Source organism: Streptosporangium sp. NPDC000239, assembly GCF_040300765.1.
Lineage (GTDB): Bacteria > Actinomycetota > Actinomycetes > Streptosporangiales > Streptosporangiaceae > Streptosporangium.
In genome coordinates this window covers 84153-108579 of the sequence record NZ_JBEPEI010000015.1, presented here as the reverse complement: position 1 = coordinate 108579, position 24427 = coordinate 84153, and the positions used below count along the sequence as shown (strand labels likewise).

Sequence of the window (24427 nt, the reverse complement as noted above, 5' to 3'; positions counted from 1 at the left end):
AACGGCTCGGATGTCCAGGAGGTTCCCTTCCCTACGGTATGCCGATATTTGAAACCCGGTAGTCATTCCGCGGGGGTGTTTCGCCGCGTCTCGATGCCGTCGAGCAGGAAGTCAAGTCCGATGGTGAAGGCCGTGTCCCAGTCCTTGCCGATCGGCGGGCCGTACTCGGCGAGGGTGGGGTAACGCTCACGACGCGTCCGCAGGTGCTCCTCGGCCGCCTCCCGCGCCGCCCTCTCATCCCGTGCGAGCCAGGTGGCCTGCATCAGCGCCGAGCCGATGACGTAGTTGGACAGGCCGTACGCCGCGGCGGACAGGTGTGGTTCGGTGAAGCCCGCGGCGACCAGTGTGGCGTGCAGGAACTCGGCGCGGTCCAGGACGTTCGGCCCCATGAGGGGGCGGCCGAGCAGGGCCGCCGACCAGGGATGGCGTAGCAGCGCGGCACGCCACCCGCCGATCAGGGCCGTGACGTCCGCGCGCCACCGGTCCGCCCCGCCGCCCGAGGGCAGCCCGACGTCGCCGAAGATCGCGTCGAGGGCGAGGTCGAGCACGTCGTCCTTGGTCCTGACGTGCCAGTACAGCGTGGTCGAGCCGGTGCCGAGGCGCTCGGCGAGCCGCCGCATGGTCAGCCGCTCCGCCCCCTCCTCGTCCAGCAGCGCGACCGCCTCGGTCACGATGCGCTCCCTGCTGAGCGGAGGAGCCTCCCTCCTGGCCCGCGCCGGCCGGAACCACACCTCCCCGGCCCCCTGCCGAGCCGTACGGGATGCCCTCACCTCTTCGTCGTCCACACGACCGAGTTTAGTATCGACGGTCCGGTTGCTAGATCGTTGGTCCGGTCTCTTACGGAGCCGCCTGTCCGTGCACCCGCCGGAGGTATTCCATCGCGTGTTCCGCGGCTGGATCGTGGTTCAGCCGTTCACGGTAGAAGTGGAGCCGAGCCTCGCAGTCGTCGATGATCTCGCTCCAGGTGCGCGCCCAGATGCGGACACCGCCTCCCCACTCGGCGATGCAGCCCGGCGGTCGGTCCGGGGCGCTGGCGTCCCGTCTGACGATGTCCGTCATCTCGGTTGAGACGACCCAGAAGTCCCATGAGACACGGGCGTCGCGGAACTGGGGGTCGCTGACGATCGCCTCGGCGTAACTCTTGATCTGGGCGACCTCGCTCTGCCCGATCCTGACCCTGGGGGCCTTGAGCTCGACCACGAGGTGTTCCCGTCCCGTGCTGCCACGGTGCGCGCGTCCGAGCAGGAGATCGACGATGCCCGTCCTGCCGTCCTCGCGGCGGACAGGCGTCGCCCCGCCGACCTCCGAGCCACGGCCCAGTTCCTCAAGGTGGCGTGTCAGTACGGCGTCCAGGCTCTGGTCGCTGACCATCAGCGCGTAGGCGTCGCCGAAGATCCAGGTCTCACGCTCCAGGATCCTGTGCAACTCGCTCCGTTCCCTGACGGTCCGGCTGATCTCCGGCTCGAAGACCAGCTTCTTCAGGGCGGCCAGGAAGTCGAGCCGGTCGCTGACCTGCCCGGTCGCCTTGATCACCTCGGAGAGGCTCGTCCGCTGGAGGATTCGCCGGAGCTCCTCCTGTTCCGACTGGGGCAGCCGGAACAGTTCGTCCAGCACCGGGTAGAGCCCGCTCGGGTCACGGGCGATGATCTCCCGGAGGAGTCGCAGAGTGGTTCTCTTGCTCTGCGTCGCGCCGGGCAGGCGCCGGGAGATCCTGGTGGCCACCTCGTCGAACATCTCGCGTTCGACCGCCTGGGCCGGTTCCGCGGGCTCCTCCGCGTACGGATAGACCCCCTCGGACTTCCACTCGTGGATGAGCCTGGCGCGGCGTTCCTGCTCACGCCTTTTGACGTGCGCGCGCAGGCTCTCCCGCGCAAGCGCGAGAAGAGGACCGATCTCGTCCATCTCCGCCAGTGGCAGATCACCCCGGCGCTCGACGAAGCCGTCCCACAGCAAATACGCCGTGAAGTGGTAGCCGGGCGCCTGGATGCCGGGAGAGAGCTCGTCCAGGACGACGCCGCTGGCGTCGCAGAGGGCGAGCACTCGCCCGACGTCCTTGGGCCATTCGATGACACGCAGTACCGGTGCGGGGTGGACGTCCTCCGACCAGGGCACCGTGTATTCGGCCGTGTCCGTCCACACCATGGCCGGATCGAGGAGCGTGCCCTGGTAGACGATCCGCACGTCGGGGTTGGCCGCGAGGAAAGGAGCGAAGGTCGAGGCCAGTTGCTGGGCGGTGTCCTCGTGGGTGAGACGGGTGACGAAATCGGCGGGAACCGACGCCTCAACCCGCGTCCCGCACGACTCCTCGACGGTCTCCGGTTCGGAGATCTCGAAGTCGGCGGGCCGGTCGACCGCTCCGCTGATCACCGTTCGCTCGGTCCGACCGTCCACCGCTTTCGCGACGCTGATCCAGCGGACCTGCTCACCGAGCGCGAATGCACGGAGCCTGCCCTGCCCGCTGTGCCCGTGCAGCCCGCGCTTCAGTTCGGGGGAGACCTTGGCGGTGGTCTTCCAGGACCCGCCCAGGCCGCCGAAGTAGTTCGCACAGGAGGCGTTCGGCATGCCGTGACCGTTGTCGGTGACGCGGACCGACTCCACGCCGTTCAGTTCGTTGAGCTCAAGATCGATGCTGACGAGACTCGCCTCCGCGTCCAGCGCGTTCCAGACCATCTCCGCGACCGCGCCGATCGGGTCCCTCTGCTTGGCCAGGCGCAACAGATGGTCGGGTTTGGCCTCGATGTGAACCGTACGCACACGGTCACTATCCCAGACAGCGTGTGAGATCAGGCGAAAGATCACCGAGCCGGAGGAGTCTAGTATGGTGATCGACCACTGGATCAACGGTCCAGTGACTCGATCGTTGGTCTAGGGGGGAGGAGGGGTCGTGGGGCATGTCGAGGTTGAGCGGGTCGGGTATCGGTTGCCGGATGGGCGGGTGCTGCTCGACGAGGTGTCCTTCCGGGTCGGTGAGGGCGTCAAGGCCGGGCTCGTCGGCCCCAACGGGGCGGGGAAGACCACGCTGTTGAAGCTGGTCGCCGGTGACCTGCGGCCCGACTCCGGGCGGGTGGTCCACTCGGGTGGCCTGGGGGTGATGCGACAGTTCATCGGTGGGGTCGGGGACGACAGGACGGTGGGCGACCTCCTGCTGTCCGTCGCCCCCGACCCGATCCGTATGGCCGTCGCCACCCTGCGGGACGCCGAGGCCGTACTGGCCGCGCGGAACGACGAGCCCGCCCAGCTCGGCTACGCGCAGGCGCTCGCCGACTACGGCGACGCGGGCGGCTACGACATGGAGGTCGTCTGGGACACCTGCGCGACGGAGGCCGTCGGCGTGCCGTACGAGGAGCTTCGCGACCGGCCGGTGAACACCCTGTCGGGCGGCGAGCAGAAAAGGCTCGTCCTTGAGGCGCTGCTGCGCGGTCCCGACCAGGTCCTGCTGCTCGACGAGCCGGACAACTACCTGGACGTCCCGGCCAAGCAGTGGCTGGAACGGCGCCTGCTGGAGACCGCCAAGACCGTCCTGCTCGTCTCGCACGACCGGCGGCTGCTGGCCACCGTCACCGACCGGGTCGTCACCGTCGAGTCGCGCCGGGTCTGGGTGCACGGCGGCGGGTTCGCCACCTACGCCCAGGGGCGTTCCGCCCGGGTCGAGCGGCTCGACGAACTGCGCCGCCGCTGGGACGAGGAGCACGCCAGGCTCAGGCACACCGTGCACACCCTGCGGCAGGGCGCGACCGCCAACGACGCGCTCGCCTCCGCCTACCGGGCCGCCCGCACGCGGCTCGTCAGGTTCGAGGAGGCGGGGCCACCGGAGGCGGCGCCCAGGGCGCAGAACATCCGGATGAGACTGCGGGGCGGACGCACCGGCAAACGGGCGGTCCTGTGCGAGAACCTCGAACTGACCGGCCTGATGCGGTCCTTCGACACCGAGATCTGGTACGGCGAGCGCGTGGCCGTCCTGGGTTCGAACGGGTCGGGCAAGTCCCACTTCCTCAGGCTCCTGGCCCAGGCGGCGGACGGGGCGACCCCCTCCGTGCGCCACACGGGGACGGTGCGGCTGGGGGCGCGGGTCGTTCCCGGGCATTTCACCCAGACCGACGTCCGTCCCGACCTCTACGGCCGTACGCCCGCGGAACTGATCACCACCGGGCACGCGCTGACCCTGAACGAGGCCATGGCCGCCCTCGCCCGCTACGAACTGGCTCCGGCGGGTGCCAGGCCGTTCGAGACGCTCTCCGGCGGGCAGCAGGCCAGGCTGCAGATCCTGCTGCTCGAACTGTCGGGGGCGACCCTGCTGCTGCTCGACGAGCCGACCGACAACCTCGACCTGGCCAGTGCCGAGGCGCTTCAGGAGGGGCTCGACGCCTTCGACGGGACCGTGCTGGCCGTCACCCACGACCGCTGGTTCGCCGACGACTTCGACCGCTACCTGGTCTTCGGCGCGGACGGGCGGGTCCGCGAGTCGGCGGAGCCGGTGTGGGATGAGGGACGGGTCCGCTGAACCCGGCCCCTCGGACGGCTCGGCCGGGCCTCCGGAAGTGGAGGCTCCTGGTTTCTCGACCCCCCTTCAATTACTCTTTGTGGCCAGTCAACAACAAGGAGTGATCAGCTTGCGACGTGCAATGTCCACTACTCTGGGCGCTCTTGCCGCCTGTGCCGCACTCGTCCTGGCCACCCCGGGCCTGGCCTCCGCCGCGTCCGGAACCTTCGAGTACACCTCCGCCGGACTCCCGAACTCCTTGCTCACGCCGAAGGACAACCTCTGCTACGGCGTCGGTTACTCCGCCGGGGCCACCAACAAGACCAACCGTGACGCGCTGCTGTACGAGGGAAACAGCTGCCACGGCAGGGTCATCAAGGAACTCTCCCCGGGAAGCTCGACGGACACCCGGTTCGAGAGCGTGAAGTTCGTACACTGACCCGGCTGATGCCCGTGCCGTGCTCGTCGGAGCCGGTGTGGTTCGAGGGACGGATCCGCTGACCCGTCCCTCGAACCAGGAGCGACTCAGCGGGCGGGCAGGACGGTGCCGGAGACCTCGCCGAGGGTGATCACGGTGCCGCCGGGGCCGGGGGCCGTCGCGGTGATCGTGACCGTGTCGCCGTCCTCAAGGAAGGTCTTCGACGAGCCGTCGGGCAGCTTGAGCGGTTCCGTGCCGTTCCAGGTCAGCTCGATCAGCGATCCCCGCTGGTCGGGGTCGGCGCCGGAGACCGTGCCGCTGGCGTACAGGTCGCCGGTGCGCAGGCTCGCGCCGTTGACCGTCATGTGGGCGAGCATCTGGTCGGGCGTCCAGTACATCCCCCGGTACGGCGGTCGCGAGACGACCTCCCCGTTCAGCGCGACCTCCAGCGTCAGGTCCAGCCCCCACGGCTCGTCCCTGCGCAGGTAGTCAAGCGGCTCGGGGTCCTGCGTGACACCGGGGGTCCGCGCCTCCGACAGCGCGTCCAGCGGCGTGATCCACGGGGAGACCGAGGTGGCGAAGGACTTGCCGAGGAAGGGGCCGAGCGGGACGTACTCCCAGGCCTGGATGTCCCTGGCGCTCCAGTCGTTGACCAGCGTCACCCCGAAGACGTGGTCGGCGAACCGGCCCGACCGCTCGCCGAGGGCGGTCGGCGTGCCGACGACGAACCCCAGCTCCGCCTCGATGTCCAGCTTCGCCGACGGCCCGAACACCCCCGCGCCACGCTGTCCCGACGGCCTGACGACCGGGGTGCCGGAGACGACGACGGTTCCCGCCCTGCCGTGGTAGCCGACGGGCAGGTGGCGCCAGTTCGGCTTCAGCGGCTCCTCGTTCGGCCGGAACATCCGGCCCAGGTTGGAGGCGTGTTCGAGCGAGCAGTAGAAGTCGACGTAGTCGGCCACCTCGAACGGCAGGTGCAGCCTGACCTGGTCGAGCGGGACCAGGTGCGCCTCGACGGCGCCGGGGTCGGTGCGCAGCTTGTTCTGGAGCACCGTCCTGGTGTCCCGCCACGCGGCCGAGCCCCTGGCCATGAAGGCGTTGAGCGAGCCGGTGGCGAACACCTCGTCGTGCAGGACTCCGGCGAGATCCACGACGTGCTCGCCGTAGCGCACCCCGACGCGCGGGGTCTCCCCCTCGTGCCGGGAGAAGACCCCGTAGGGCAGGTGTTCGACACCCCAGGACATCACACGTTCTCCTCTACTGCGTTCTCGATGAGCCCCAAGGCTCGCAGGTCCTCGATCGGCGTGCTGGTGCTGCACGAACCGTAGGAGACCAGCAGCTGCCTGGCGCGGGTCGCGACGTCCTCGGAGACCTCGCGGGCCAGCCGTACCAGCTCGCCCACGTCCGTCGAGCCCAGCACGGCGGCCGGGTCACGGCCGTCGACGGCGGCGCAGACCGCCAGGACCAGGTTGAGGAAGCCGTGCCGGTCGACGCCGAGCGCCGGGTCGAAGTGGCGCACCGCGTTGTGCAGCCCGGCCGTGGCCTTGAACGGGATGCCGCGTTCGACGCAGTGGGAGATGAACGCGCCCAGATCCTGGGCGGAGGGGAAGGCAGTGGCGACCGTCCCGCCGCACCTGACCTTGAGCCCCACCCCCTGTGGCGGGTCGAAGGGCAGCTGGGCCGGGGTGACCTCGACGAACAGCCGGGCCTTGAGGTCACCGAGGTCCACGACCCTTCCGGGGACCTCGACCAGTTCGACGTCGAGACCGTCGAGCGGCGGCAGGTCGGGGGTGTCCAGGACGAGACCGAGCCTGATCGGGTGGTCCAGGTGCTCGCGCAGCTCGCCGATCCGGCTGGCCGCGCACAGGAAACGGTGGGTCAGCACCGGGCTGCCCGCCGCGAGGTCCGCCCGGTGCCTGGCCAGGGCCCTGGCCATGGGCAGCGCGGTCGGCGGGAAGAGCCCGGCGTCGTCGACCAGGGCGTCGAAGAGCGTCATCGGGCCCACGTCCAGGCGTAGGCGGGGTCCTCGACCGACAGGCCGGTCGAGCCGAGGTCGAGGGGCCGGAAGGTGTCCACCATCACGGCCAGTTCGCTCGTCTGCGTGTGGCCCTGCCGTACGGCCTCGACGGAGGCCTCGACGGCACCGGGCTGGGGGCCGTGGGTGAACCCGGCGGGGTGCAGCGAGATCGAGCCGACGTCGATGCCCGAGCCCTTGCGCGCGGTGTAGTCGCCGCCCGCGTAGAACATCAGCTCGTCGGAGTCCACGTTGTGGTGGTTGTAGGGGATCGGGATGGCCTCGGGGTGGAAGTCGAGGGGCCGGGGGCAGAACGAGCAGACCACGAAGTTCGGTCCCTCGAAGGTCTGGTGCACCGGCGGCGGGGCGTGGGTGCGCTTCACGACGGGTTCGAAGTCGCTGATGTTGAAGGCGTAGGGGTACAGGCAGCCGTCCCAGCCGACCACGTCGAAGGGGTGGTTGCGGTAGACGAGCCGGGTCAGCCCGCCGCGCGTGCGGACCAGCACCGGGACCTCCTCGCCCTCGGCGAGCATCGGCTCCTGCGGGGTGCGCAGGTCGCGCTCGGAGTAGGGGGCGTGTTCGAGGAACTGGCCGTACTTCGACAGGTAGCGCTTGGGCGGCCTGATGTGCCCGGCGGCCTCGATGACGAAGGCCGTGACGCGACCCTGGGGGACCCAGCGGTGGATCGTCCCGGTCGGCACGACGACGTAGTCGCCCTCCCCGGCTTCGAGCGCGCCGTAGGTGGACTCGAACGTGACCCGTCCCGAGGCGATGTAGACGCACTCGTCGCCCATGGAGTTGCGGTACAGCTCGCTGGGGGCCTCGGTCGCGGCGTACGACATGCGGACGTCGGCGTTGCCCGCCAGCAGGCCGCGCCCGGAGACCAGGTCACCGCCGGTCGGGAGGTCCTGGGTGCGGAAGTGCCTGGGGGAGAGCGGAAGGTTGGGGGTGAGCGTGGCGGAGGGGGAGGCCTCGACCGCCTCCGCCTTGATGATCGCCGTGGGCAGGTACCGGTGGTAGAGAAGTGAGGAGTCGCTGGAGAAGCCCTCCTCACCCATCAGCTCCTCGGCGTACAGCCCGCCGTCGGGCCGCCGGAACTGCACGTGTCGCTTGCGGGGAATCTCACCCACGACGCGGTAGTACGGCATCCGCTTCTCCAAGCTCGTCCGTTTATCGGACATTGTTGTCCTTTATACGTACAACCTTCCGTCAACGGGTGAGCCGATGTCAAACATGGACTCCCGTGTCGAGGTGAAGTATCTTGATGTCGAGATACTTAGGGGGTTGTGATGATTCACCACGTGCAGCTCGCCTGTCCTCCCGGGAGCGAGCAACTGTCCCGCGACTTCTACGAGGGGGTGCTCGGCCTGACCGAGATCCCCAAGCCTCCTCTCCTCGCGGCCCGTGGCGGATGCTGGTTCAGGGGGCACGGCATCGAACTCCACCTGGGCGTCGAGGCCGACTTCCGCCCGGCCCGCAAGGCGCACCCCGGCCTCATGGTCGAGGATCTCGACCACTGGGCCCGGCGTCTGGGCGAGGCCGGTTACCCGGTCGACTTCGCCGACGACTTCCCGGGGATGCGCCGCTTCCACAGCGCCGACCCGCACGGCAACCGCCTGGAGTTCCTCTCACCTGAGGGAGGGCGTCCGTGAACGCCCGAGGGTGAGCGCGGCGACCGCGCAGAGCAGGGCGGGTACCAGGAGGGCGCGGGCCGTGCCGGCGGGGGCCGGGGTGAGCAGGGCGCCCATCACGGCGACACCGAGGGTGGCGCCGACCTGCCTGGCCGCGTTGAGCAGGCCGCCCGCGGTGCCGGCCGTACCGGTGGGGGCCGCCGCGACGACCGTGGTGACCAGCGCGGGCAGCGCGAAGGAGACCCCGAAACCGGTGCAGAGCAGACCGGCGACCAGGAGCGGGTAGGCCGACCCGGTCGTGACCGCGACCGCGAAGATCACACCGCCCGCGGTCAGCAGGGCCAGGCCTGCGGTCACCGGCCCGCGCGGCCCCGACCTGGCGACGATCCTGCCGGTGACCAGCGGGTTGACGGCGAACGGCAGCGTCATCGGCAGGAAGGCCACCCCGGTTTCGAGCGGGGACAGCTCCAGGGTCCGCTGGAAGAGCAACGGCAGCACGAACAACACCCCGGCCATCGTGAAGTTGACCGCAGCACCGGCCAGCAGCGCGGGCGTCATACCGGGGGCCCGCAGTACGGCGGGCGCCAGGACCGGCTCGGTGCCGCGCCTCTCAAGCGCCGCGAAGGCCACCCCGGCGGCGACGGCGGCGGCACCGGACCCCAGCGCGTGGACCGGCTCGCCCGAGCCGAGCGCGATGAGCGCGTCGGTGCCCAGCCCGAGGGCCACGCAGACCGCGAGCTGGGCGGGCCAGCCGATCCCGCGGTCGCCGCGCGGGCAGCGCACCGCGCGCCCCGCCGTCAGCGCCAGTACGGCCGCCGCCAGCGGGACGTTGATCAGGAACACGGCCCGCCAGCCGGACAGGCCGACCAGCAGCCCTCCGGCGATCGGCCCGGCGGCAAGCGCGGCCCCGCTGACGGCCGCCCACACCGACAGTGCCCTGGCGCGTTCGGCGGGAACCGGGTAGAGCGTGCTGATCATCGCCATGGAGGCGGGCACGCAGGCCGCCGCCGCGGCGCCGAGCAGCGCCCGCGCCGCCACCAGCGTCCACAGGTCGGGTGACAGCGCGCTCAGCAGCGAGCCGACCCCGAAGAAGGCGACGCCCGCCCGGAAGACCCGGTGCGCGCCGAACCTGTCGCTGATCGCCCCCGCGGACAGCAACAGGGCGCCGAACACGACGGTGTAGCCGGACACGGCCCACTGCAGGCCCGCGACCGAGCCGCCGAGCGAGCGTGCCAGATCAGGTTCGGCCACCGAGAGCACGGTCATGTCGAGCAGGACCGTGAAGTAGCCGAGGGAGATGCCGAACAACGCCAGGGAACGCCTGGCGGAACCGATGGTCATGCGGGTCACTGTCGTGGGCCGGGCCGTACGGCTCCACCGGAGAGAACGCAGGCTCCGTTCGGAATATCCGAACGCTCGCCGGGGGTTCGCCCGACATGGAGCTTCGCCAGTTACAGGTCTTCGAGGCGGTCGCCAGGCACGGGACCGTCACCGACGCCGCCAACGCGCTCGGCAACGCGCCCTCCTCAGTCTCGGCGCAGATCCGCGTGCTGGAGAGGTCCCTGGGAGTGGCGCTGTTCGAACGCGGGCCCAGGGGGATGGGCCTGACCCCGGCCGGCGAGCGCATGCGGTCGTGGGCGCGGCGACTCCTCGACCAGGCCGAACAGGCCAGACTCGACGTCGTCGGAGGCGGGCGGGAGCTGCGTCTGGGCGCGCTGGAGACCATCGCCGCGACCCACGTGCCCGCGATCCTCACCCGGCTGGCCGTGCGGCGCCCCGAACTGCGGGTCGAGGTGAGCTCCGACGCCGCCAGGGACCGGCTGCTGGCCGGCGTCGCCGAGGGTGACCTGGACGCGGCGCTGCTGCTGGACGCGGGGGAGGGGCTCGGCGGGCTCGGCTTCGGCCTGCCGTCGGCGCCGCTCGACTTCCTCGACCTGGAGACCGTACGGCTCGTGCTCGTCGCCGCCCCGGGGCACCCGCTGTCCGGGAGGCGAGAGGTGACCAGACGGGACCTGCGCGGCCAGGACCTGCTGGTCAACGTGCCCGCCTGCTCGTTCTGGCTGGCCGGGGAGCGCCTGTTCGGGCAGGACATGCGCCGGGTCAGGGCGGGCGGGGTCTCCGTCATGCGCGCCTGGGCCGAACGCGGTCTCGGCGTCACCCTGCTGCCCGACTTCGCGGTCTCCGCCCAGCTCGACGAGGGCACCCTCGTACGGCTCGCCGTCGAAACCACCCCGCTGGCGCTGCGGCTCGTCTGGCGCGCCGACCGGGAGGACGTCCCCGGCCTGCGCGAGGTCCTGTACGCCGTGGCGGACCCAGGCCGTAGGTTGGGCGGGTGAGCACGTGGAGCGCGGAGCGGCGGATCTCCTCGGCGACCGGTTACCTGCTCCTGCGCCTGGGCGGTCTCGTCCGCGACCGGGTCGAGGACGAACTGCGGCGGTGGGGGATAACGGGCAAGGAACTGCGGGTGATGAGCCTCGCCGGCGACCGGGAGGCGTCACAGCGTGACCTGTGCGGACTGTCCGGCCTCGACCGCACGACGATGGTCGCGGTGATCGACAAGCTGGAGCGGCTCGGCTACGCCCGGCGGGCCCGCAGCGCGGCCGACCGGCGCAAACAGCTCGTCCTGCTGACCGAGGAGGGTAAACAGGCCGTCGAGGAGGCCGTGACACGGATGACCGAGGTGGAGGCCGACTTCCTCTCGCCCCTCGACCCGGCCGAACGCGAGCTGCTCAACGAGATGGTCGCCCGGCTCTACACGGTCCACAGCACCTCGTGAGATTACTGACCGTTTTGGTGTGACTACATAGGGAAATGGTTCCTTATGTGGATAGCGGGGGCGGCCCCTGGACTGAAGATCGACTGGGCCAGGATGCCCACCTACAACACGATCATGGCGGTCGCGGCGGGTGTGGGGCTGGTCCTGGTGGTCGCACTCGGGCACAAGGTGCTGCGCGGCAGGATCAACGACCACTTCGAGGGCTGGGCGCTGGCCTTCGGGGTGCTCGGCCTGATCCTCACGACGACCGGCCTGCACATGACGCTCACCTGGCCGCTCGCCGGGCAGGGCTTCCCCTTCGACAACATCGTCTTCGGGGAGCCCGCACTGGCCTTCGGGGCGCTGCTGTTGTTCGCGGCCTTCTACCTGTGGCGCAAGGGCGTGCTGCTGGCCGCCGCGCTGGACCGCCCCGCCCTGCTCGCCCGCACGGCGGGCCCCGTCTCCCTGTTCGTCGCGGGCATGGGGCTCGGGTGCTTCGGCATCGCGGCGGCCGGATGGACCTACACCCTGTTCGCCGCCCCGCCCCAGGAGCCCATCTCCGGGGCCTTCGCCGACATGCCGTTGCTTGAGGCGACGTTCATCTCCGGCCTCTACGTCCTGGTCGGCCTGGGCGCGGTGCTCTTCCCGCTGGCGCTGCGGGCCAAGGGGGGAGGGCTCACGACCGTCGTCGGGGTGTGCTGGGGGGTGGCCGGAATCGCCTTCACCCTGTTCGGGGCGCTGAACTACTTCACCCACATCGGCCTGATCGTCAACACCATGTAGACCGGGCTCAGGCCAGGGACCGGGACAGTTCGACGGCCGAGGCGGCCACCCGGGGGCCGACGACCTCGGGGTCCAGCGGGGTGAAGGAGACCACGCCGACCGACGCCTCAAGCCACGGCAGCCCGGGCACGGGCGCCGCGATGCCCCTGGCCCCCTCCTGGAGGTGCCCCTCGGTGACCACATGGCCCGTACGGCCTTCGCGCAGGGCGAGCACGGCCAGTCCTGCGGCCCCCTTGGTCAGCGGGTGACGCGACCCCTCGCGGTAGGCGACGTGCATGTCCGTCCACGACGGTTCGACGACCGCGACGGCCAGTCCGTCCTCCCCCTCGGCGACCGTGAGGTGCGCGGTCGCCCCGACCTCCTCGGCGAGCCGCCGCAGGGCGGGCAGGGCGCCCTCACGCAGCAACGGCTGTACGGCCCTGGCCAGGACGAGGACGCCGAAGCCCAGGTGGAGACGGCCCTCACCGTCCCGCCTGACGAACCCCTCGTTCTGCAGGGTGGTGAGCAGGCGGTAGACCGCCGGGCGGCTCAGCCCCAGCTCCGCGGCCAGCTCGGTCGGGGTCCGGCCGGGCCTGCCGTCGGAGAGCAGGCGCAGCAGGCGCAGACCGCGCTCAAGGGTCTGCGAGGACTCCGCGGCCATCAGGGCGTCCACAGGGCTGGGAACATGCCCCGATTATCCGTGGTGTCCCAATGTGATGTCCGCGCGGCCTCCGCCGTACGGAACCGTCGGTATGGCATTTCGGTATGGCCAAGCTGAGCTGACTGGGATATGGCAGGTTTCTGGCTATTTCCTGACTAAGCCTGTTGAGGGATCGGAGATCTGTATAGGGTGCGAAACGATCGTTTTGACTGGATCACTGGGAGTTCGGGACATGCGAATCAACCTGCGACGGACTCTTGCCGTCGGCGCGGCCGTCGCGGTCATCGGAGCGCTGGCGCCGGCTGCGGCGGCCTTCTCACAGGACGACGATCGCAGCTGCAACGATCTGATGGGTGACGACGCCCCCGCCTTCATCGTGTGCCGCTGGCTGGCCAAGCCGGACGAGGCATACGACATCGTGAAGTTCTGGAGCGCGAACGACAACGCCAACCTCAAGTCCGCCACCGCCACCGACGGCCAGTTCATCGACTGCTCGGCCCCGGGAAGCTCCTGCCCCCAGCTTGAGGGCGACGGCACCGTGGGCGACGAGAACACCCCGCTCCCCGAGGGCGCGGACGCCGACGGCGCGCCCGAGTGCGAGGCGGGCCAGGAGTGCGCGGTCGGCGGCTACCAGGAGGGCGGCGACGGCACGCAGAGCGCGCCCGAGCAGAGCAGCGGCCTCAAGCCCACCGGCCAGGCGAACACCGCCCAGAACGCCACGGCCCAGACCGCCCAGCAGGCGGCCGCCACGGTCCCGACCCCGCAGGAGGTCACCGCCGCCGCGCAGGGTCCCGTCGGCCAGGTGATCACCACCGCCAAGGGCACCGGCCTGCGCGTCTGGATCGACACCGAGCTGGCCGACGACTGGAAGGCGGGGGCGCAGAACTTCTCCGCCGCCGTCAAGCGGGTCGCCGCCCTGGCCGCCCGCCCCGAGGTCGCCGGAATCCGGTTCAGCTCCCAGCTCGGCTACAACTCGACCTTCAAGACCGACGACGAGGTGCTGGCCTTCGTCACGGCCGCCTCCGCCGCGCTGCGCCAGGCCGCGCCGGGCAAGCGTCTCGGCGTCCACACGGTCGTCCCCGAGCTGGCCTGCGGCGGTGACGAGGCCTGCAAGACCGAGATGCGCAAGCGCTACCCGCTGCTGGCCCCCGAGCGGGTCGAGTCGCACCTGATCTCCGGCCGGGTCGACCAGCTCTCCCTCGACAACGGCCTGACCTACGGCGGCTACACCACCTGGAAGATCACCCCGGAGCAGGCCCAGGCCAACCAGTGGATCCAGGTCCGCGCCCGCGCCTGGGACGCCCTGGGCCAGGTCGCCGCCGAGGAGACCGGCCTGGTCGGCCAGGTCACCGCGGAGCAGATCGCGGCCAGGGTCTCCAAGCCCGTCCTGGACGGCTCCGCCCAGCAGGTGAACGTCTGGACCCGGGTCCAGGACGCCAAGGGCACCGTCACCCGGCTGACCGCCTGGGACGAGTTGAAGAAGCTCGCCCCGATCCAGCGTCGCATGGCCGCCGTCTACACCCCGGCGACCCCCGAGGTGGACACGGCGACCGACCTCAAGAAGATCGCCGAAACCTTCAGCCAGGTCTACCTGACGATCGCCTGACCCTCCCAGGCCGAACGCGGAAACCCCAGCCCACGACCCGAACCGTGGGACTGGGGTTTCGTGTTTCCACCGAACGGAGGAGCGCCCTGGGGCCGGTCAGAAGACCGGGCGCCAGGAGCTGCCCACGCCCTTCTCCGCCTCGAAGGCGGGTCTGGCCGTCACCGTGTCGTAGATGATGTGCAGCGCCGTGACGCGCCCGTCGTCGGCCAGTTCGAGGACGTCGACGCACTCGAAGTTCGCCGGCTGCCCCGAGGGCAGGGTCCAGTCGAAGCGGAACCAGATGGTCACCAGCGGGGCTCCGGTGACGGTCCTGCCCTGCGTCGTGCCGAGCAGCAGCAGTTTGGCGCGGCCCGTGTCGGCGAACAGCGCGGGGTAGAACTCCGCCGCGGGCATGGGGCCGTACAGGGGGGAGTGGACGATCCCTCCCTCCTGGTACAGGCCGAGCACGGCGTCGAGGTCGCCGCGTTCGAGCCCGTCAAGGTAGGCGTGAGCGAGTTCTTCCGGGGTCACGGTCTTTCACCTTCTCTGAGATCGTCGCTGTTCGGGGTCGTGAGGCGTTCGAGGATGTCGAGGTCGAGCTCCATGGCGCTGGTTCCCGGCGGCAGGTCCATGGCGCCGACCGTGTCGGGACTCAGCTGCCCGGCGTGGCCGAGCACGGTGGGACCCGCGAGCAGCGCGACACAGCGTCCGGGCAGCCACGGCGGAGGACCTCCCTCCCGGGTGGTCAGCCGCAGGCCGTCTCCTGAGGCGCCCGCGACCGTGCGGGCCGCGTCGACCAGCTCAGCCCAGCGGGGTTCTCCCGCCAGCGCGGCCGCCAGGTGGTACGGCTGCGCGGGGACGAGGTCCCGCAGCGCCCGCAGGTCGGCCTCGCCGGGCCGGGCCCCGGTGGGCACGCGGGGCGCCCGGGCCATGAGGACCGGGGAGGTGAAGACCGTGCCCTGCTCGAACAGGCCGAGGTTCGTCCGGCCGCGTGCGACGTCCCGGCGCAACGCGCCCAGCAGGCCGGGCAGCAGCGTGGTGCGCAGCTCGGGTTCGCCGGCGTCGAGCGGGTTGACGAGCGTGAGGGTGCGTCTGCGCGGGTCGTCGGCGGCCAGGCCGAGGGCGTCCCAGGCGGCGGTTCCGACGAAGGGGGAGGTCACGGTCTCGACGTATCCGGCCGAGGCCAGCGCCCTCCCGGCCGCCCGCCTGACGGTTCCGGGGCGGGGCGGACCGGGCGGCTCCTCGGGCAGCGGCGTCTCACCGAGGGCGCGGATGTCGTCGAGGCCGTGTTTGAGCATCAACGTGCGCTCCACCCCCACGCCGAAGGCGAATCCGCCGTACTCGGCCGGGTCGACACCGCAGGTCGCCAGCACCCTGGGGTGGACCATCCCGCAGCCGCCCCACTCGACCCATCCCGCTCCCGAGCAGGTACGGCACGCCCGTTCGGGAACGCCGCGGCAGACCGCGCACACCACGTCGATCTCGGCGGACGGCTCGGTGTAGGCGAACCAGTGGGGCCGCAGCCTGGTCACCACGCCGTGGCCGAACACCGCCGACGCGAAGTGGTCGAGCGTGCCCGCCAGGTCGGCCATGGTCAGGCCGCGGTCCACGACCAGCCCCTCGACCTGGGTGAAGACCGGGCTGTGGGTGGCGTCGGGCGGGTCGGGGCGGAAGACACGCCCGGTGCAGATCATCCGGATCGGCGGAGGGGAGGAGAGCATGCGCCTGATCTGCACCGGGGAGGTGTGTCCCCGCAGCACCAGGCCACAGCCGCGTCCGTTGTCCGACGGGTCGGCGACGTAGAAGGTGTGGTCCCGGTCGCGGGCGAAGTGGCCCTTGTCCATGTTGAGGGCGTCGAAGGCGAACCACTCGGCCTCCACCTCGGGCCCGTCGGCGACGCGGTAGCCCAGGTCGGCGAAGACGTCCACGATCCGTTCGGACATCACGGTCACCGGATGCCGGGCGCCGGGCGGGGCGCAGGAGGCGTACGGCGAGGCCGTACCGGTGTGGGGGGCGGGAACACGCCCCCCGGTCGCGGCTATCATCATCCGTCCTTCAGGGTCCAGGCGGCGATGCGCTCGTGGACCAGGTCCATCTGGTCCCACGCCCGCCTGCAGGTCTCGGCGAGCGCGGGAAAGGCCGAGGGGGGCAGGGCCGTCAGGTGGGCCCTGCCGACGTTCCTGTGGTCGTCGTCCGCCTGGGCGTGCAGGGCGAAGTAGCCGCCCTCCTCCTGGAAGATCTCCGAGGTGGTGAGACCGAACAGGTGGCCGCTCGACTCGACGACCATGTGCACGAGCACGATCCGCTGGGCCTCGTCCATCTGGTACATCTGGGCGACGAACCAGCTTCCCGCCGCTTCGAGGATCGGGTCGTAGACGTCGGTGCCCGCGTCGTACTGTTCGAGCAGCAGGCGGTCGTGACCGAGCTCCTCGCGCAGGTGCTCGCCGTACTCCGCGCGCAGGCGCTCCTCGGAGCAGGTGGCCTGGCGGGCGTGGAGCATCCGCTGGAAGTAGGTCGCCCACACGTAGAGAGCGGCCAGGAAACGCGCCCGAAGCACGGGTTCCCTGGTCAGCCTGCCGCTGTCGAACAGGGTGAACAGCGCGTTGCCCCGGTGGCGCAGGAGCAGCGTCTCGTTCAGGCGTTCGAGCTCGGCCAGCGCCTCCCCGGAGCCGCCGAAGCTCGCTCTCGGCGTGTGCCCGTCCTCGTAGAGACCGGCCCCCTCGAACTGCACGGACAGACCGTGGAACTCCTCACCGGGACGGGTGCGGAAACCGTGGTCGCTCTCCGGAGGCACACACACGACGTCCCCCTCGGACAGTTCGCGTTCGTCGGAGCCGAGCAGCAGCACCGAGCCGCTGCAGACCAGGATCATGGACTTGGTCGGATGCCGGTGCACGGCCAGGCTCTCCCCGTCGCGCAGCCGTACCCAGGCGAAGGACGGTCTGCCCGCCTCGGGCAGGAAAGCGGCCAGGGCGTCGTTGCGGCGGAAGTCGCGTTGCTGGCCGAGCTGGTGGATGTCGCCGTCGATCCTGACCGAGGTGATGGCGCGGATGTCGTGGCGGGCGACGGTCGTCACGGACAGCGCCGTGGTCGTCTCGGTGCTCATGCCTGGAGTCCTCTCCCCCGGATCGCGGCGATCCCGCCGCGCGCCATGCGGAACGTCGTTTTCCTCACACCGACCGAGGGCTCCTGCGCCGTACCGGCGGTCCCCTTGAGTACGGCGAGCAGCCGGGTGTTGTCCATGGGCCGTCCCACGGAGACGCGCACGTGCCCAGGCCAGCCCATCGGCTCGGGCAGCGTGTCGAAGCCGGCCCGCCAGAGTTCGTCGGCGAGGGCGTGTTCCCCCTCGACCGTGACGAAGCCCGCCTCGGCGAAGACGCGCCCGACTCCCGGGCATCCGGCGAGCCCGGCCGCCAGCCGGTCGCGCTCCCCGGTGAACGCCGCGATCCGTTCGCGCAGCCGCGTCGGCCGTGACAGCTCGGCGACGGCCCGCGCCGCCACCGGTCCCGGCAGGGCGTACGGCAGCCGCGTCTTGCGCAGCGCCGTGAGCAGGTCGGGATGGGCGAACACGGCGCCGAGACGCAGAGCCGCGAGGCCGAGCGCCTTGGACATCGACCGCACGACCACGAGGTTGGGGTGCTCGGGGATCAGGTGCCGGTACGACACACGCCCAGAGCACTCGACGTAGGCCTCGTCGATCACGACCAGGCCGTGGAAGGACCCAAGGAGCGCCAGGACGTCCCGCCGGTCCAGGCAGGTGCCGGTCGGGTTGCCCGGGTCGCACAGGATGACGCCCTTGACCGGGAGTGCGGCGAGCCGCTCGACGTCGAGCCGGTCGAGCCGCTCTCCCCGTAACGGGACGGGCAGGCGGGCGATCCGGTAGACCGTGGCCAGTTCGTCGAAGAGCGCGAAACTGGGCGGGGTCACGGCGACCGCGTCCGAGGCGGGTTCGAAGAACGTCCTGAAGACCAGGTCGAGGCCGTCGGCCGCGCCTCGTGTGATCAGGACGCTTTCCGGCCCCCACCGCCACCTGGGGCGGGTGAGGCCGTCGGGCACGGGCTCGACGACGTCGAGCGCGCGGGTGTAGGCGGCGACCAGGTCGTCGTTCCCGTTGTCGGGATAGTGGCGGTGCGGTCCGCCGAAGGGATTCTCGTTGTCTCTCAGATTGACCAGGTCGTGGCGTTCCCGGCGGGGCGCCGTGGGGAACGTCGGTCGCATCGACCGGATCACTTCACGTGCGAGACCTCCGGCCATGTCTCACCTCCTGCGGAGAAAGCCGGATGGAGGACCCTGGAGACCGATCGGTCGTATGCCTGGGAATCTCCGGCTGGCTCCGCGCTGTCGCGGTGAGTCGGCGGGAGGTCGGCGAGGGGACGACCGATCCGCTGCGCAGGATTGGGGTCAGCTCACGCTGGAAAGCTGAACCGGGTGTGCGTGTGGGAGTCTTTCGTGGTGCGTACGGTGCTCGGAAAAGGCGTTCAGGGGGGCGTTTCCGGGGGCACGGTGCTCATGGGCCGTGCCGTGAGCGGGCGGACGACGTGACCGTGTGACGCATTGAACCTCACCTCATCGCTACATTATGAAGCTCATTGGCTACTTTAAGTTATTAGGTCGTGAATGGAGAGTCAATAGCCCGCAAGGGCAGGAGCGAATGCTTTGCCATATCGCCGATGCACCACCGAATTTCATCTATTCAGGCGGCGTATTAGCGGATAAATCCACTTGAAGTGGTAAATGTCCGGCGACTATGGCGGAAGGTCGGGCGGGGGGCCGTCACGGCCCCCACGGCCCTCGATGAGGAGAAACGGGGGAAATCAGCCGAGATATCCGGCGAATTCCTCCAGGGAGATGAGGCCGTCGCCGTCCTGGTCGATCCTGGCCACGGCCTCGGCCGCCCCCTGAGGGGTGAGCGGCTGACCGAGCACCTCCATCAGCCGTGCGAGCTCGGGCGCCGAGATGAGGCCGTCGCCGTCCACATCGATGATCCTGAACGTCGTCGCGTAGTCTTCCGCCACGGTGTGTCTGCCTTCCAGAGGTCGGGGGGAACCGGATTCCCAGCACATTAGCGGCCCGTCCCCTCCCCGAGGAGGGGCCCGCCGAACCTCGGCGCGGGCCCCGCCCCGGGCGTCCTGAGAAGGCTCAGAGGACCGCTCCCGACCCCTCCCTCGTACGGCTCCGCGTGGCCTTGGGACGCGGCGGCGCCGCCTTGCCGCGCCGCTCGAACTCGATCGCCAGCGGCGCCGCGACCAGCGCGGAGGACAGCGTGCCGACGACGATGCCGATCAGCAGCGCGACCGCGAAGTCGGTCAGCGAGTCACCCCCGAGCACGGCCAGCGCGCCGAGGATGAACAGCGCGCCGAGACCCGTGTTCACCGTACGGGGCACGGTCTGCAGGATGGCGGTGTTGACCACCTCGGCGAACGGCGCCTTGCGCCGCGCCCCCCACAGCTCGCGGACCCGGTCGAAGACCACGACCTTGTCGTTGACCGAGTAACCGATCACGGTGAGCATCGAGGCCAGGAAGACCCCGTCGATCGGCTTGCCCAGCCAGGCGAACGCGCCGATCACGGCCGCGGCGTCCACGACCAGGGCGAGCACCGTCGCCAGACCGAACGTCCAGCGGAACCGGAAGGCCAGATAGGCCAGCTGCGCGGCGAGCGCGACACCGAGCGCGATCATGGCGTTCCTGCGCAGCTCCTCGCCCAGGCTGGGGCCGATGAGCTCGTCACGCTGCTTGGTGACCGTACCGCCCCCGCCCTCCAGCGCCGTCTCGATACGCGCCTGCTCGGCCTCGCCGATCCGGCCGGTCCGCACCGAGACGCCCTCGTCCGAGGACTGCACGACCGCGTTCGGGAACCCGGCCTCGGAGACCAGTTCGCGGGCGGCGTCGGCGCTCAGCGGCTTGGTCGTGGAGTACTCCATCAGCCTGCCGCCGGTGAACTCGACGCCGAAGTCCAGCCCCCTGACCGTGATCCCGCCGATCGCCGCGACCATCAGCGCCGCGGTGACCAGGAAGTACGGCATCCGCCTGCGCATCAGGGCGGGCTGACGCTCGGTCAGCCACCTGCGGACCCGGCCGACGTCCGCCAGACCGGTCAGCTTGGGCCGCCTGGCGACCGGGGACAGGTTCACCGCCCACTGGGCCAGCACCCGGGTGACGACCATCGCGGTGAACAGCGAGGCCACGACGCCGATGACCAGCGTGACGCCGAAGCCCCGCACCGGCCCCGAGGCCAGGAAGAACAGCAGGCCGGCGGCCAGCAGCGTCGTGATGTTGGAGTCGGCGACCGCGCTCCACGCGTTGCGGAAGCCCTTGTCGAGCGCGGGCCGCAGCCGGGGCTTGACGGCGTACTCCTCCCTGGCGCGCTCGAAGACCAGTACGTTCGCGTCGACGGCCATGCCGATCGCGAGCACGAAACCCGCCAGACCGGGCAGGGTGAGCGTGGCGCCGAGCGCGACCAGCGCGGCGTAGGAGATCAACGCGTAGCAGAGCAGGGCGATGGTGGCGATCGCCCCCGCCAGACGGTAGGTCACCACGATGAACAGCGCGGTGAGCAGCACGCCGATGACGGCGGCCTGGGCGCTGGCCAGGATGGCCGCGGCGCCGAGCGTCGGGCCGACGGTCCGCTGTTCGACGATCTCGACGGGCACGGGCAGCGAACCGCCCTTGATCAGCGCGGCCAGGTCCTGCGCCTCCTCGACGCTGAAGGAGCCGGTGATCTGCGTCGAACCGCCCGTCAGTCCGACCCGGCAGCCGACGCCCTCGTTGACCTGCGGAGAGATGAGGACCTTGTCGTCGAGCACGATGGCGACCCTGCGCTTGGGGTCGCCGGGGGCGTTGCAGGCGGCCTCGCCGGTCAGCTTCGCCCACTCCTCGCCGCCCTTGTCGCGGAAGTCCAGCGTGACGAACCAGCCGCCGCCGCTCTGCGGGTCCGTCCCCGCCTCGGCGCCGCTGACGCCGTCCCCGGTGAGCCTGGCGGGGCCGACGAGCAGCTTGGCGCCGTCCTCGTCGGGGATGACGAGCCGGCCCTTGCCGGGAGTCGTCTTCTCGTCCGCCATGCCCTCGACGGCGTGGAAGGTCAGCTGCGCGGTCTTGCCGATGACCTCGGCGGCCCTGGCCGGGTCCTGCACACCGGGCAGTTCGACGATGATGCGCCGCTCGCCGGAACGCGACAGCGGGGCGTCCGCGACACCGAGCGCGTCGGCCCTGCGCCGCAGCACCTCAAGGGTGCGGTCGGTGGCCTCGGCGTCGGCCTTGGCGGTCGGGGAGTCCCTGGTCTCCAGCACGATCTGGGTACCGCCGCGCAGGTCGAGACCGAGGCGTGGCGTCATGGTGAACGCCACGAAGAGTGAGATGGCGATGACGGCGAGCGCCGTCACCGCGCGCACCACGGGGGCACGCGACATGGAAGCCTCCACAGGCTTGGAAGAAGTCCTTGGGTTACGGCCCGCGGGTGCGCCGGAGCGCCGTTGAGGCATGACCAGGGCATGAGCAAAGGCACTGGCAAAGGCACTGGTCAGGGTGCTGGCAGGGCATCCGCGGGCGCGCCGGGACGTTCGCGGGTACGGCGAAGCCCGGAAAGGTGTTCCGGGACGTCCCAGGCGGTTCGACCGTCAGGGAACGGGCCGGACGGCGCCGTCACTCCGGACGTGCCGGGGTGCTTCGCCGTCCCGAACGTCCCGGACGGTGTCGTGCGCCCGGCGTGTGGCCGGGCGGTCAGGTGGCGCTCAGGCGCCTGTGGAGGTGGCCGGAGGGGCTCTGGCGGGGCCGGTCCCCGGTGCCGGGGATGGGAAGGGAGCCTCGCCCGTGGCGCGGGGTCGTGGCCCGGTCGGCAGCAGGGCGGGTGTGAGGTCCGCCTGCGGGACGACGGCCGGGTGACCGCCGCTTCCCGCCGGTCCGGCCAGGATCGAGAGCAGGGCGGAGGTGAGGGTCCCCGGGATGTGCGGGCGCTCTCCCGCCGACGACTCCTGGGAGAGCGGGCGCCGCTCCGCGATGATCGCGAAGTGCCGGGGGGCGGCGGCCGTACCGGTGAGCGAAGCCGGGGAGGGGAAGGCGCCGGGGCCGGCCGCGACGAGCAGCGGGAACAGCAGGCTGAGCAGCCACCCGAAGGGCGCGCCGTGCCTGAGCTGCCGCATGGTCCCCTCCACAGTCCGGCCTCCACCGTAGCCGTACCGGCGCCATAAGGGGAACGATCACTACTTAATACCCCCATAAACGGGTAAAGCCCGGGTAGTGCGGGCGCATGCGACTGACCCACACTGCTGATCTGTGGTGGAAGAACGCCGTCGTCTACTGCCTCGACGTCGAGACGTACAAGGACGGCAACGGCGACGGCGTCGGAGACTTCAGGGGACTCACCCAGCAGATCGACCATCTCGACCGTCTCGGGGTGACGTGCATCTGGCTGATGCCCTTCTTCCCCACCCCCGGCCGTGACGACGGCTACGACATCACCGACTTCTACTCGGTCGACCCCCGCCTGGGCACCCTCGGCGACTTCGTGGAGTTCATGCGGACCGCCAGGGACCGGGGTATCCGGGTGATCGCCGACCTGGTGGTCAACCACACCTCCGACGAGCACCCGTGGTTCCGGGAGTCCAGGTCGGGCCGGGACTCGCCGAAGCGCGACTGGTACGTCTGGCGGGACGAGCCAGGACCTTTCGACCCGAAGGCGATCGTCTTCCCCGACAAGGAGGACAGCATCTGGGAACTCGACGAGGGGAGTGGCCAGTACTACCTGCACAGCTTCTACCGCTTCCAGCCCGACCTGAACGTGGGCAACCCCGAGGTCCGCGACGAGATCGCCCGCATCCTCGGCTTCTGGATGGAGCTGGGCCTCTCCGGCTTCCGGGTCGACGCGGTGCCGTTCCTGATCGAGGGGGCCGGCGGCGACCCGCACTCCTTCCTGGCGGACCTGCGCGCCTTCATGAACCGCCGCGACGGCGGCGCGATCCTGCTGGGCGAGGTCAACCTGCCCTACCCGGACCTGATGGCCTACTTCGGTGACGGCAACGGCAACGAGGTCACCATGTGCTTCGACTTCATCGGGATGCAGCGTCTGCACCTGTCGATGGCCCGGGGCCGTCCCGCCGCCCTGGCCGAGGCCCTGCGCGAACGGCCCGCCCCGCCGAAGGACTGCCAGTGGGCCACCTTCATCCGCAACCACGACGAACTGACCCTGGACAAGCTCACCGACGCCGAGCGTCAGGAGGTCTTCGACGCCTTCGCCCCCGAGAAGGACATGCAGGTCTTCGGCCGGGGGGTACGGCGGCGCCTGCCACCGATGCTCGACGGCGACCGGCGGCGGCTCGCGCTGGCCTACAGCGTGCTGTTCTCCCTGCCCGGCACGCCGGTGCTCTTCTACGGTGAGGAGATCGGCCTCGGTGAGAACCCGGAGGGGGAGGGCCGGATGGCGGTCAGGGTCCCCATGCAGTGGACGGCCTCGGGAGGGTTCTCACCCGTCGCCGAGCGGACCCCCGTCTCCACCCCGGCCGGGCCGTACGGCCCGCGTGAGGTCAACGTCGAGGCCCAGCGCCGCGACCCCGACTCGCTGCTGCGCTGGATCACCCTGCTGATCGAGCGTTACCGGGAGTCTCCGGAGCTGGCCTGGGGCGCCTACCGGGTCCTGGAGACGGCGGACGAGGCGGTGCTGGTCCACCGGGCCGACGCCGAGGGCGGCACCGTGGTCGCCGTCCACAACTTCGCCGACCGCGAGGCGAGGGCCGAGTTCGTCCTGGACGGCCTGGACGAGGGGCAGATGCTGACCGACCTGCTGGTCGACGGCACGCTCGACCTGCCCCCCGACGGGAGGGTGAGCTTCACGCTTGAGCCGTACGGCACGCGCTGGCTGCGTGTGTCGGCGCCCGACGAGCCCCTTGAGGACGCCTCGGCCAAGGGGAGCTGACCGCTGCGGGAGGTGGCCGTCGTGGGCCGGGTGCGGGGCCACCCGTGGGACCGCATATGCTTCGCATGGCCAGATTTATGGATTTAGTGGGACTTAAAGGGAGAAATTGACCGTGTACAAGGAGTTCGCCGTCGAAGCCGTGGTGTGGCTGATCCCCGTCGTCGTCCTGCTGGGCCTGGCCTTCATGATCACTGCCTGACCGTCGGTCTCCCCGGC

General features: G+C 70.7%; 22 protein-coding genes. 8 read left to right on the top strand and 14 right to left on the bottom strand.

All coding sequences use genetic code 11. The annotated features are described in order from the left end of the window. Window positions 1–62: 62 nt before the first annotated feature. Both ABT340_RS30260 and ABT340_RS30255 read right to left on the bottom strand, forming a co-directional pair. Entirely contained in the window at window positions 63–785 is a 723-nt protein-coding gene (locus ABT340_RS30260; protein WP_352014257.1) for a TetR/AcrR family transcriptional regulator C-terminal domain-containing protein, read from the bottom strand. A 52-nt stretch (window positions 786–837) separates the two neighbouring features. Further along, window positions 838–2754, bottom strand: a complete 1917-nt coding sequence (locus ABT340_RS30255) for an ATP-binding protein (protein ID WP_352014256.1) — start codon at window positions 2752–2754, stop codon at window positions 838–840. A 130-nt stretch (window positions 2755–2884) separates the two neighbouring features. Between ABT340_RS30255 and ABT340_RS30250 the strand changes: the two genes are divergently transcribed. Together ABT340_RS30250 and ABT340_RS30245 are read left to right on the top strand one after the other, a co-directional pair. Beyond that, entirely contained in the window at window positions 2885–4501 is a 1617-nt protein-coding gene (locus tag ABT340_RS30250) for an ABC-F family ATP-binding cassette domain-containing protein (protein ID WP_352014255.1), read from the top strand. A gap of 109 nt (window positions 4502–4610) precedes the next feature. After that, window positions 4611–4919: a hypothetical protein gene (locus tag ABT340_RS30245; protein WP_352014254.1), complete on the top strand. Its 309-nt coding sequence runs from the start codon at window positions 4611–4613 to the stop codon at window positions 4917–4919. Between the two features lie 86 nt (window positions 4920–5005). Here the strand turns inward: ABT340_RS30245 and fahA are convergent, their stop codons facing one another. From fahA to ABT340_RS30230, 3 genes are read right to left on the bottom strand one after another with little or no spacing between them, the layout of a single operon-like run. Then, window positions 5006–6142 carry a fumarylacetoacetase gene (gene fahA / locus ABT340_RS30240; RefSeq protein ID WP_352014253.1) on the bottom strand — a complete coding sequence of 379 codons (1137 nt, stop codon included), beginning with the start codon at window positions 6140–6142 and terminating at the stop codon, window positions 5006–5008. Further along, window positions 6142–6894, bottom strand: coding sequence for a hypothetical protein (locus tag ABT340_RS30235; RefSeq protein WP_352014252.1), 753 nt, complete (start codon window positions 6892–6894; stop codon window positions 6142–6144). The genes fahA and ABT340_RS30235 overlap by 1 nt, the downstream gene beginning before the upstream one ends. Further along, window positions 6891–8060, bottom strand: a complete 1170-nt coding sequence (locus tag ABT340_RS30230) for a homogentisate 1,2-dioxygenase (protein WP_352014251.1) — start codon at window positions 8058–8060, stop codon at window positions 6891–6893. The genes ABT340_RS30235 and ABT340_RS30230 overlap by 4 nt, the downstream gene beginning before the upstream one ends. A gap of 141 nt (window positions 8061–8201) precedes the next feature. Here ABT340_RS30230 and ABT340_RS30225 point away from each other — a divergent pair, with 141 nt between their 5' ends. Beyond that, complete coding sequence (locus tag ABT340_RS30225) at window positions 8202–8564, top strand: VOC family protein (RefSeq protein ID WP_352014250.1); 363 nt, start codon at window positions 8202–8204, stop codon at window positions 8562–8564. On the opposite strand, the gene ABT340_RS30220 is transcribed toward ABT340_RS30225, so the two are convergent. Then, entirely contained in the window at window positions 8541–9884 is a 1344-nt protein-coding gene (locus tag ABT340_RS30220; RefSeq protein ID WP_352014249.1) for an MFS transporter, read from the bottom strand. The two genes, ABT340_RS30225 and ABT340_RS30220, sit on opposite strands and share 24 nt — an antisense overlap. A 95-nt stretch (window positions 9885–9979) precedes the next feature. Here ABT340_RS30220 and ABT340_RS30215 point away from each other — a divergent pair, with 95 nt between their 5' ends. From ABT340_RS30215 to ABT340_RS30205, 3 genes are read left to right on the top strand one after another with little or no spacing between them, the layout of a single operon-like run. Beyond that, complete coding sequence (locus ABT340_RS30215; RefSeq protein WP_352014248.1) at window positions 9980–10879, top strand: LysR family transcriptional regulator; 900 nt, start codon at window positions 9980–9982, stop codon at window positions 10877–10879. Further along, window positions 10876–11319 carry a MarR family winged helix-turn-helix transcriptional regulator gene (locus ABT340_RS30210; protein ID WP_352014247.1) on the top strand — a complete coding sequence of 148 codons (444 nt, stop codon included), beginning with the start codon at window positions 10876–10878 and terminating at the stop codon, window positions 11317–11319. Before ABT340_RS30215 ends, ABT340_RS30210 begins: the two co-directional genes overlap by 4 nt. Before the next feature lie 45 nt (window positions 11320–11364). Further along, on the top strand, window positions 11365–12081 hold the full coding sequence (locus ABT340_RS30205; protein WP_352014246.1) for a DUF981 family protein: 717 nt from the start codon (window positions 11365–11367) through the stop codon (window positions 12079–12081). Between the two features lie 7 nt (window positions 12082–12088). On the opposite strand, the gene ABT340_RS30200 is transcribed toward ABT340_RS30205, so the two are convergent. After that, entirely contained in the window at window positions 12089–12721 is a 633-nt protein-coding gene (locus ABT340_RS30200) for an IclR family transcriptional regulator (protein WP_352014245.1), read from the bottom strand. A gap of 232 nt (window positions 12722–12953) precedes the next feature. Here ABT340_RS30200 and ABT340_RS30195 point away from each other — a divergent pair, with 232 nt between their 5' ends. Then, entirely contained in the window at window positions 12954–14327 is a 1374-nt protein-coding gene (locus ABT340_RS30195; protein ID WP_352014244.1) for a hypothetical protein, read from the top strand. A 96-nt stretch (window positions 14328–14423) separates the two neighbouring features. Here the strand turns inward: ABT340_RS30195 and ABT340_RS30190 are convergent, their stop codons facing one another. The 7 genes from ABT340_RS30190 to ABT340_RS30160 form a co-directional block, all read right to left on the bottom strand. Continuing rightward, window positions 14424–14837: a nuclear transport factor 2 family protein gene (locus tag ABT340_RS30190; protein ID WP_352014243.1), complete on the bottom strand. Its 414-nt coding sequence runs from the start codon at window positions 14835–14837 to the stop codon at window positions 14424–14426. Beyond that, window positions 14834–16354 carry a tRNA ligase subunit PheS family protein gene (locus ABT340_RS30185; protein ID WP_352014242.1) on the bottom strand — a complete coding sequence of 507 codons (1521 nt, stop codon included), beginning with the start codon at window positions 16352–16354 and terminating at the stop codon, window positions 14834–14836. Before ABT340_RS30185 ends, ABT340_RS30190 begins: the two co-directional genes overlap by 4 nt. Further along, entirely contained in the window at window positions 16351–17412 is a 1062-nt protein-coding gene (locus ABT340_RS30180; protein ID WP_352014241.1) for a cupin domain-containing protein, read from the bottom strand. The genes ABT340_RS30185 and ABT340_RS30180 overlap by 4 nt, the downstream gene beginning before the upstream one ends. Next, window positions 17409–18524 (bottom strand): aminotransferase class I/II-fold pyridoxal phosphate-dependent enzyme, encoded by a 1116-nt coding sequence (locus ABT340_RS30175; RefSeq protein ID WP_352014240.1) that lies wholly within the window; start codon window positions 18522–18524, stop codon window positions 17409–17411. The genes ABT340_RS30180 and ABT340_RS30175 overlap by 4 nt, the downstream gene beginning before the upstream one ends. A 596-nt stretch (window positions 18525–19120) precedes the next feature. Next, entirely contained in the window at window positions 19121–19321 is a 201-nt protein-coding gene (locus ABT340_RS30170; protein ID WP_352014239.1) for an EF-hand domain-containing protein, read from the bottom strand. Window positions 19322–19445: 124 nt separating this feature from the next. Beyond that, window positions 19446–21713 carry a protein translocase subunit SecD gene (gene secD, locus ABT340_RS30165; protein ID WP_352014238.1) on the bottom strand — a complete coding sequence of 756 codons (2268 nt, stop codon included), beginning with the start codon at window positions 21711–21713 and terminating at the stop codon, window positions 19446–19448. 321 nt (window positions 21714–22034) lie between these two features. Further along, on the bottom strand, window positions 22035–22442 hold the full coding sequence (locus tag ABT340_RS30160; RefSeq protein WP_352014237.1) for a hypothetical protein: 408 nt from the start codon (window positions 22440–22442) through the stop codon (window positions 22035–22037). Between the two features lie 107 nt (window positions 22443–22549). Here ABT340_RS30160 and ABT340_RS30155 point away from each other — a divergent pair, with 107 nt between their 5' ends. Then, window positions 22550–24211 (top strand): alpha-amylase family protein, encoded by a 1662-nt coding sequence (locus tag ABT340_RS30155; protein ID WP_352014236.1) that lies wholly within the window; start codon window positions 22550–22552, stop codon window positions 24209–24211. The last annotated feature ends 216 nt before the right edge of the window (window positions 24212–24427 follow it).

Excerpts from the sequence above, each read along its gene's own strand:
- ABT340_RS30225 (WP_352014250.1), top strand. The coding sequence starts at position 8,202 with ATGATTCACCACGTGCAGCTCGCCTGTCCTCCCGGGAGCGAGCAACTG.
- ABT340_RS30175 (WP_352014240.1), bottom strand. The coding sequence starts at position 18,524 with ATGCGACCGACGTTCCCCACGGCGCCCCGCCGGGAACGCCACGACCTG.
- ABT340_RS30235 (WP_352014252.1), bottom strand. The coding sequence starts at position 6,894 with ATGACGCTCTTCGACGCCCTGGTCGACGACGCCGGGCTCTTCCCGCCG.
- ABT340_RS30220 (WP_352014249.1), bottom strand. The coding sequence starts at position 9,884 with ATGACCATCGGTTCCGCCAGGCGTTCCCTGGCGTTGTTCGGCATCTCC.
- ABT340_RS30205 (WP_352014246.1), top strand. The coding sequence starts at position 11,365 with ATGTGGATAGCGGGGGCGGCCCCTGGACTGAAGATCGACTGGGCCAGG.
- fahA (WP_352014253.1), bottom strand. The coding sequence starts at position 6,142 with ATGTCCTGGGGTGTCGAACACCTGCCCTACGGGGTCTTCTCCCGGCAC.
- ABT340_RS30215 (WP_352014248.1), top strand. The coding sequence starts at position 9,980 with ATGGAGCTTCGCCAGTTACAGGTCTTCGAGGCGGTCGCCAGGCACGGG.
- ABT340_RS30200 (WP_352014245.1), bottom strand. The coding sequence starts at position 12,721 with ATGGCCGCGGAGTCCTCGCAGACCCTTGAGCGCGGTCTGCGCCTGCTG.
- ABT340_RS30160 (WP_352014237.1), bottom strand. The coding sequence starts at position 22,442 with ATGCGGCAGCTCAGGCACGGCGCGCCCTTCGGGTGGCTGCTCAGCCTG.
- ABT340_RS30185 (WP_352014242.1), bottom strand. The coding sequence starts at position 16,354 with ATGATGATAGCCGCGACCGGGGGGCGTGTTCCCGCCCCCCACACCGGT.
- ABT340_RS30230 (WP_352014251.1), bottom strand. The coding sequence starts at position 8,060 with ATGCCGTACTACCGCGTCGTGGGTGAGATTCCCCGCAAGCGACACGTG.
- ABT340_RS30155 (WP_352014236.1), top strand. The coding sequence starts at position 22,550 with ATGCGACTGACCCACACTGCTGATCTGTGGTGGAAGAACGCCGTCGTC.
- ABT340_RS30195 (WP_352014244.1), top strand. The coding sequence starts at position 12,954 with ATGCGAATCAACCTGCGACGGACTCTTGCCGTCGGCGCGGCCGTCGCG.
- secD (WP_352014238.1), bottom strand. The coding sequence starts at position 21,713 with ATGTCGCGTGCCCCCGTGGTGCGCGCGGTGACGGCGCTCGCCGTCATC.
- ABT340_RS30180 (WP_352014241.1), bottom strand. The coding sequence starts at position 17,412 with ATGAGCACCGAGACGACCACGGCGCTGTCCGTGACGACCGTCGCCCGC.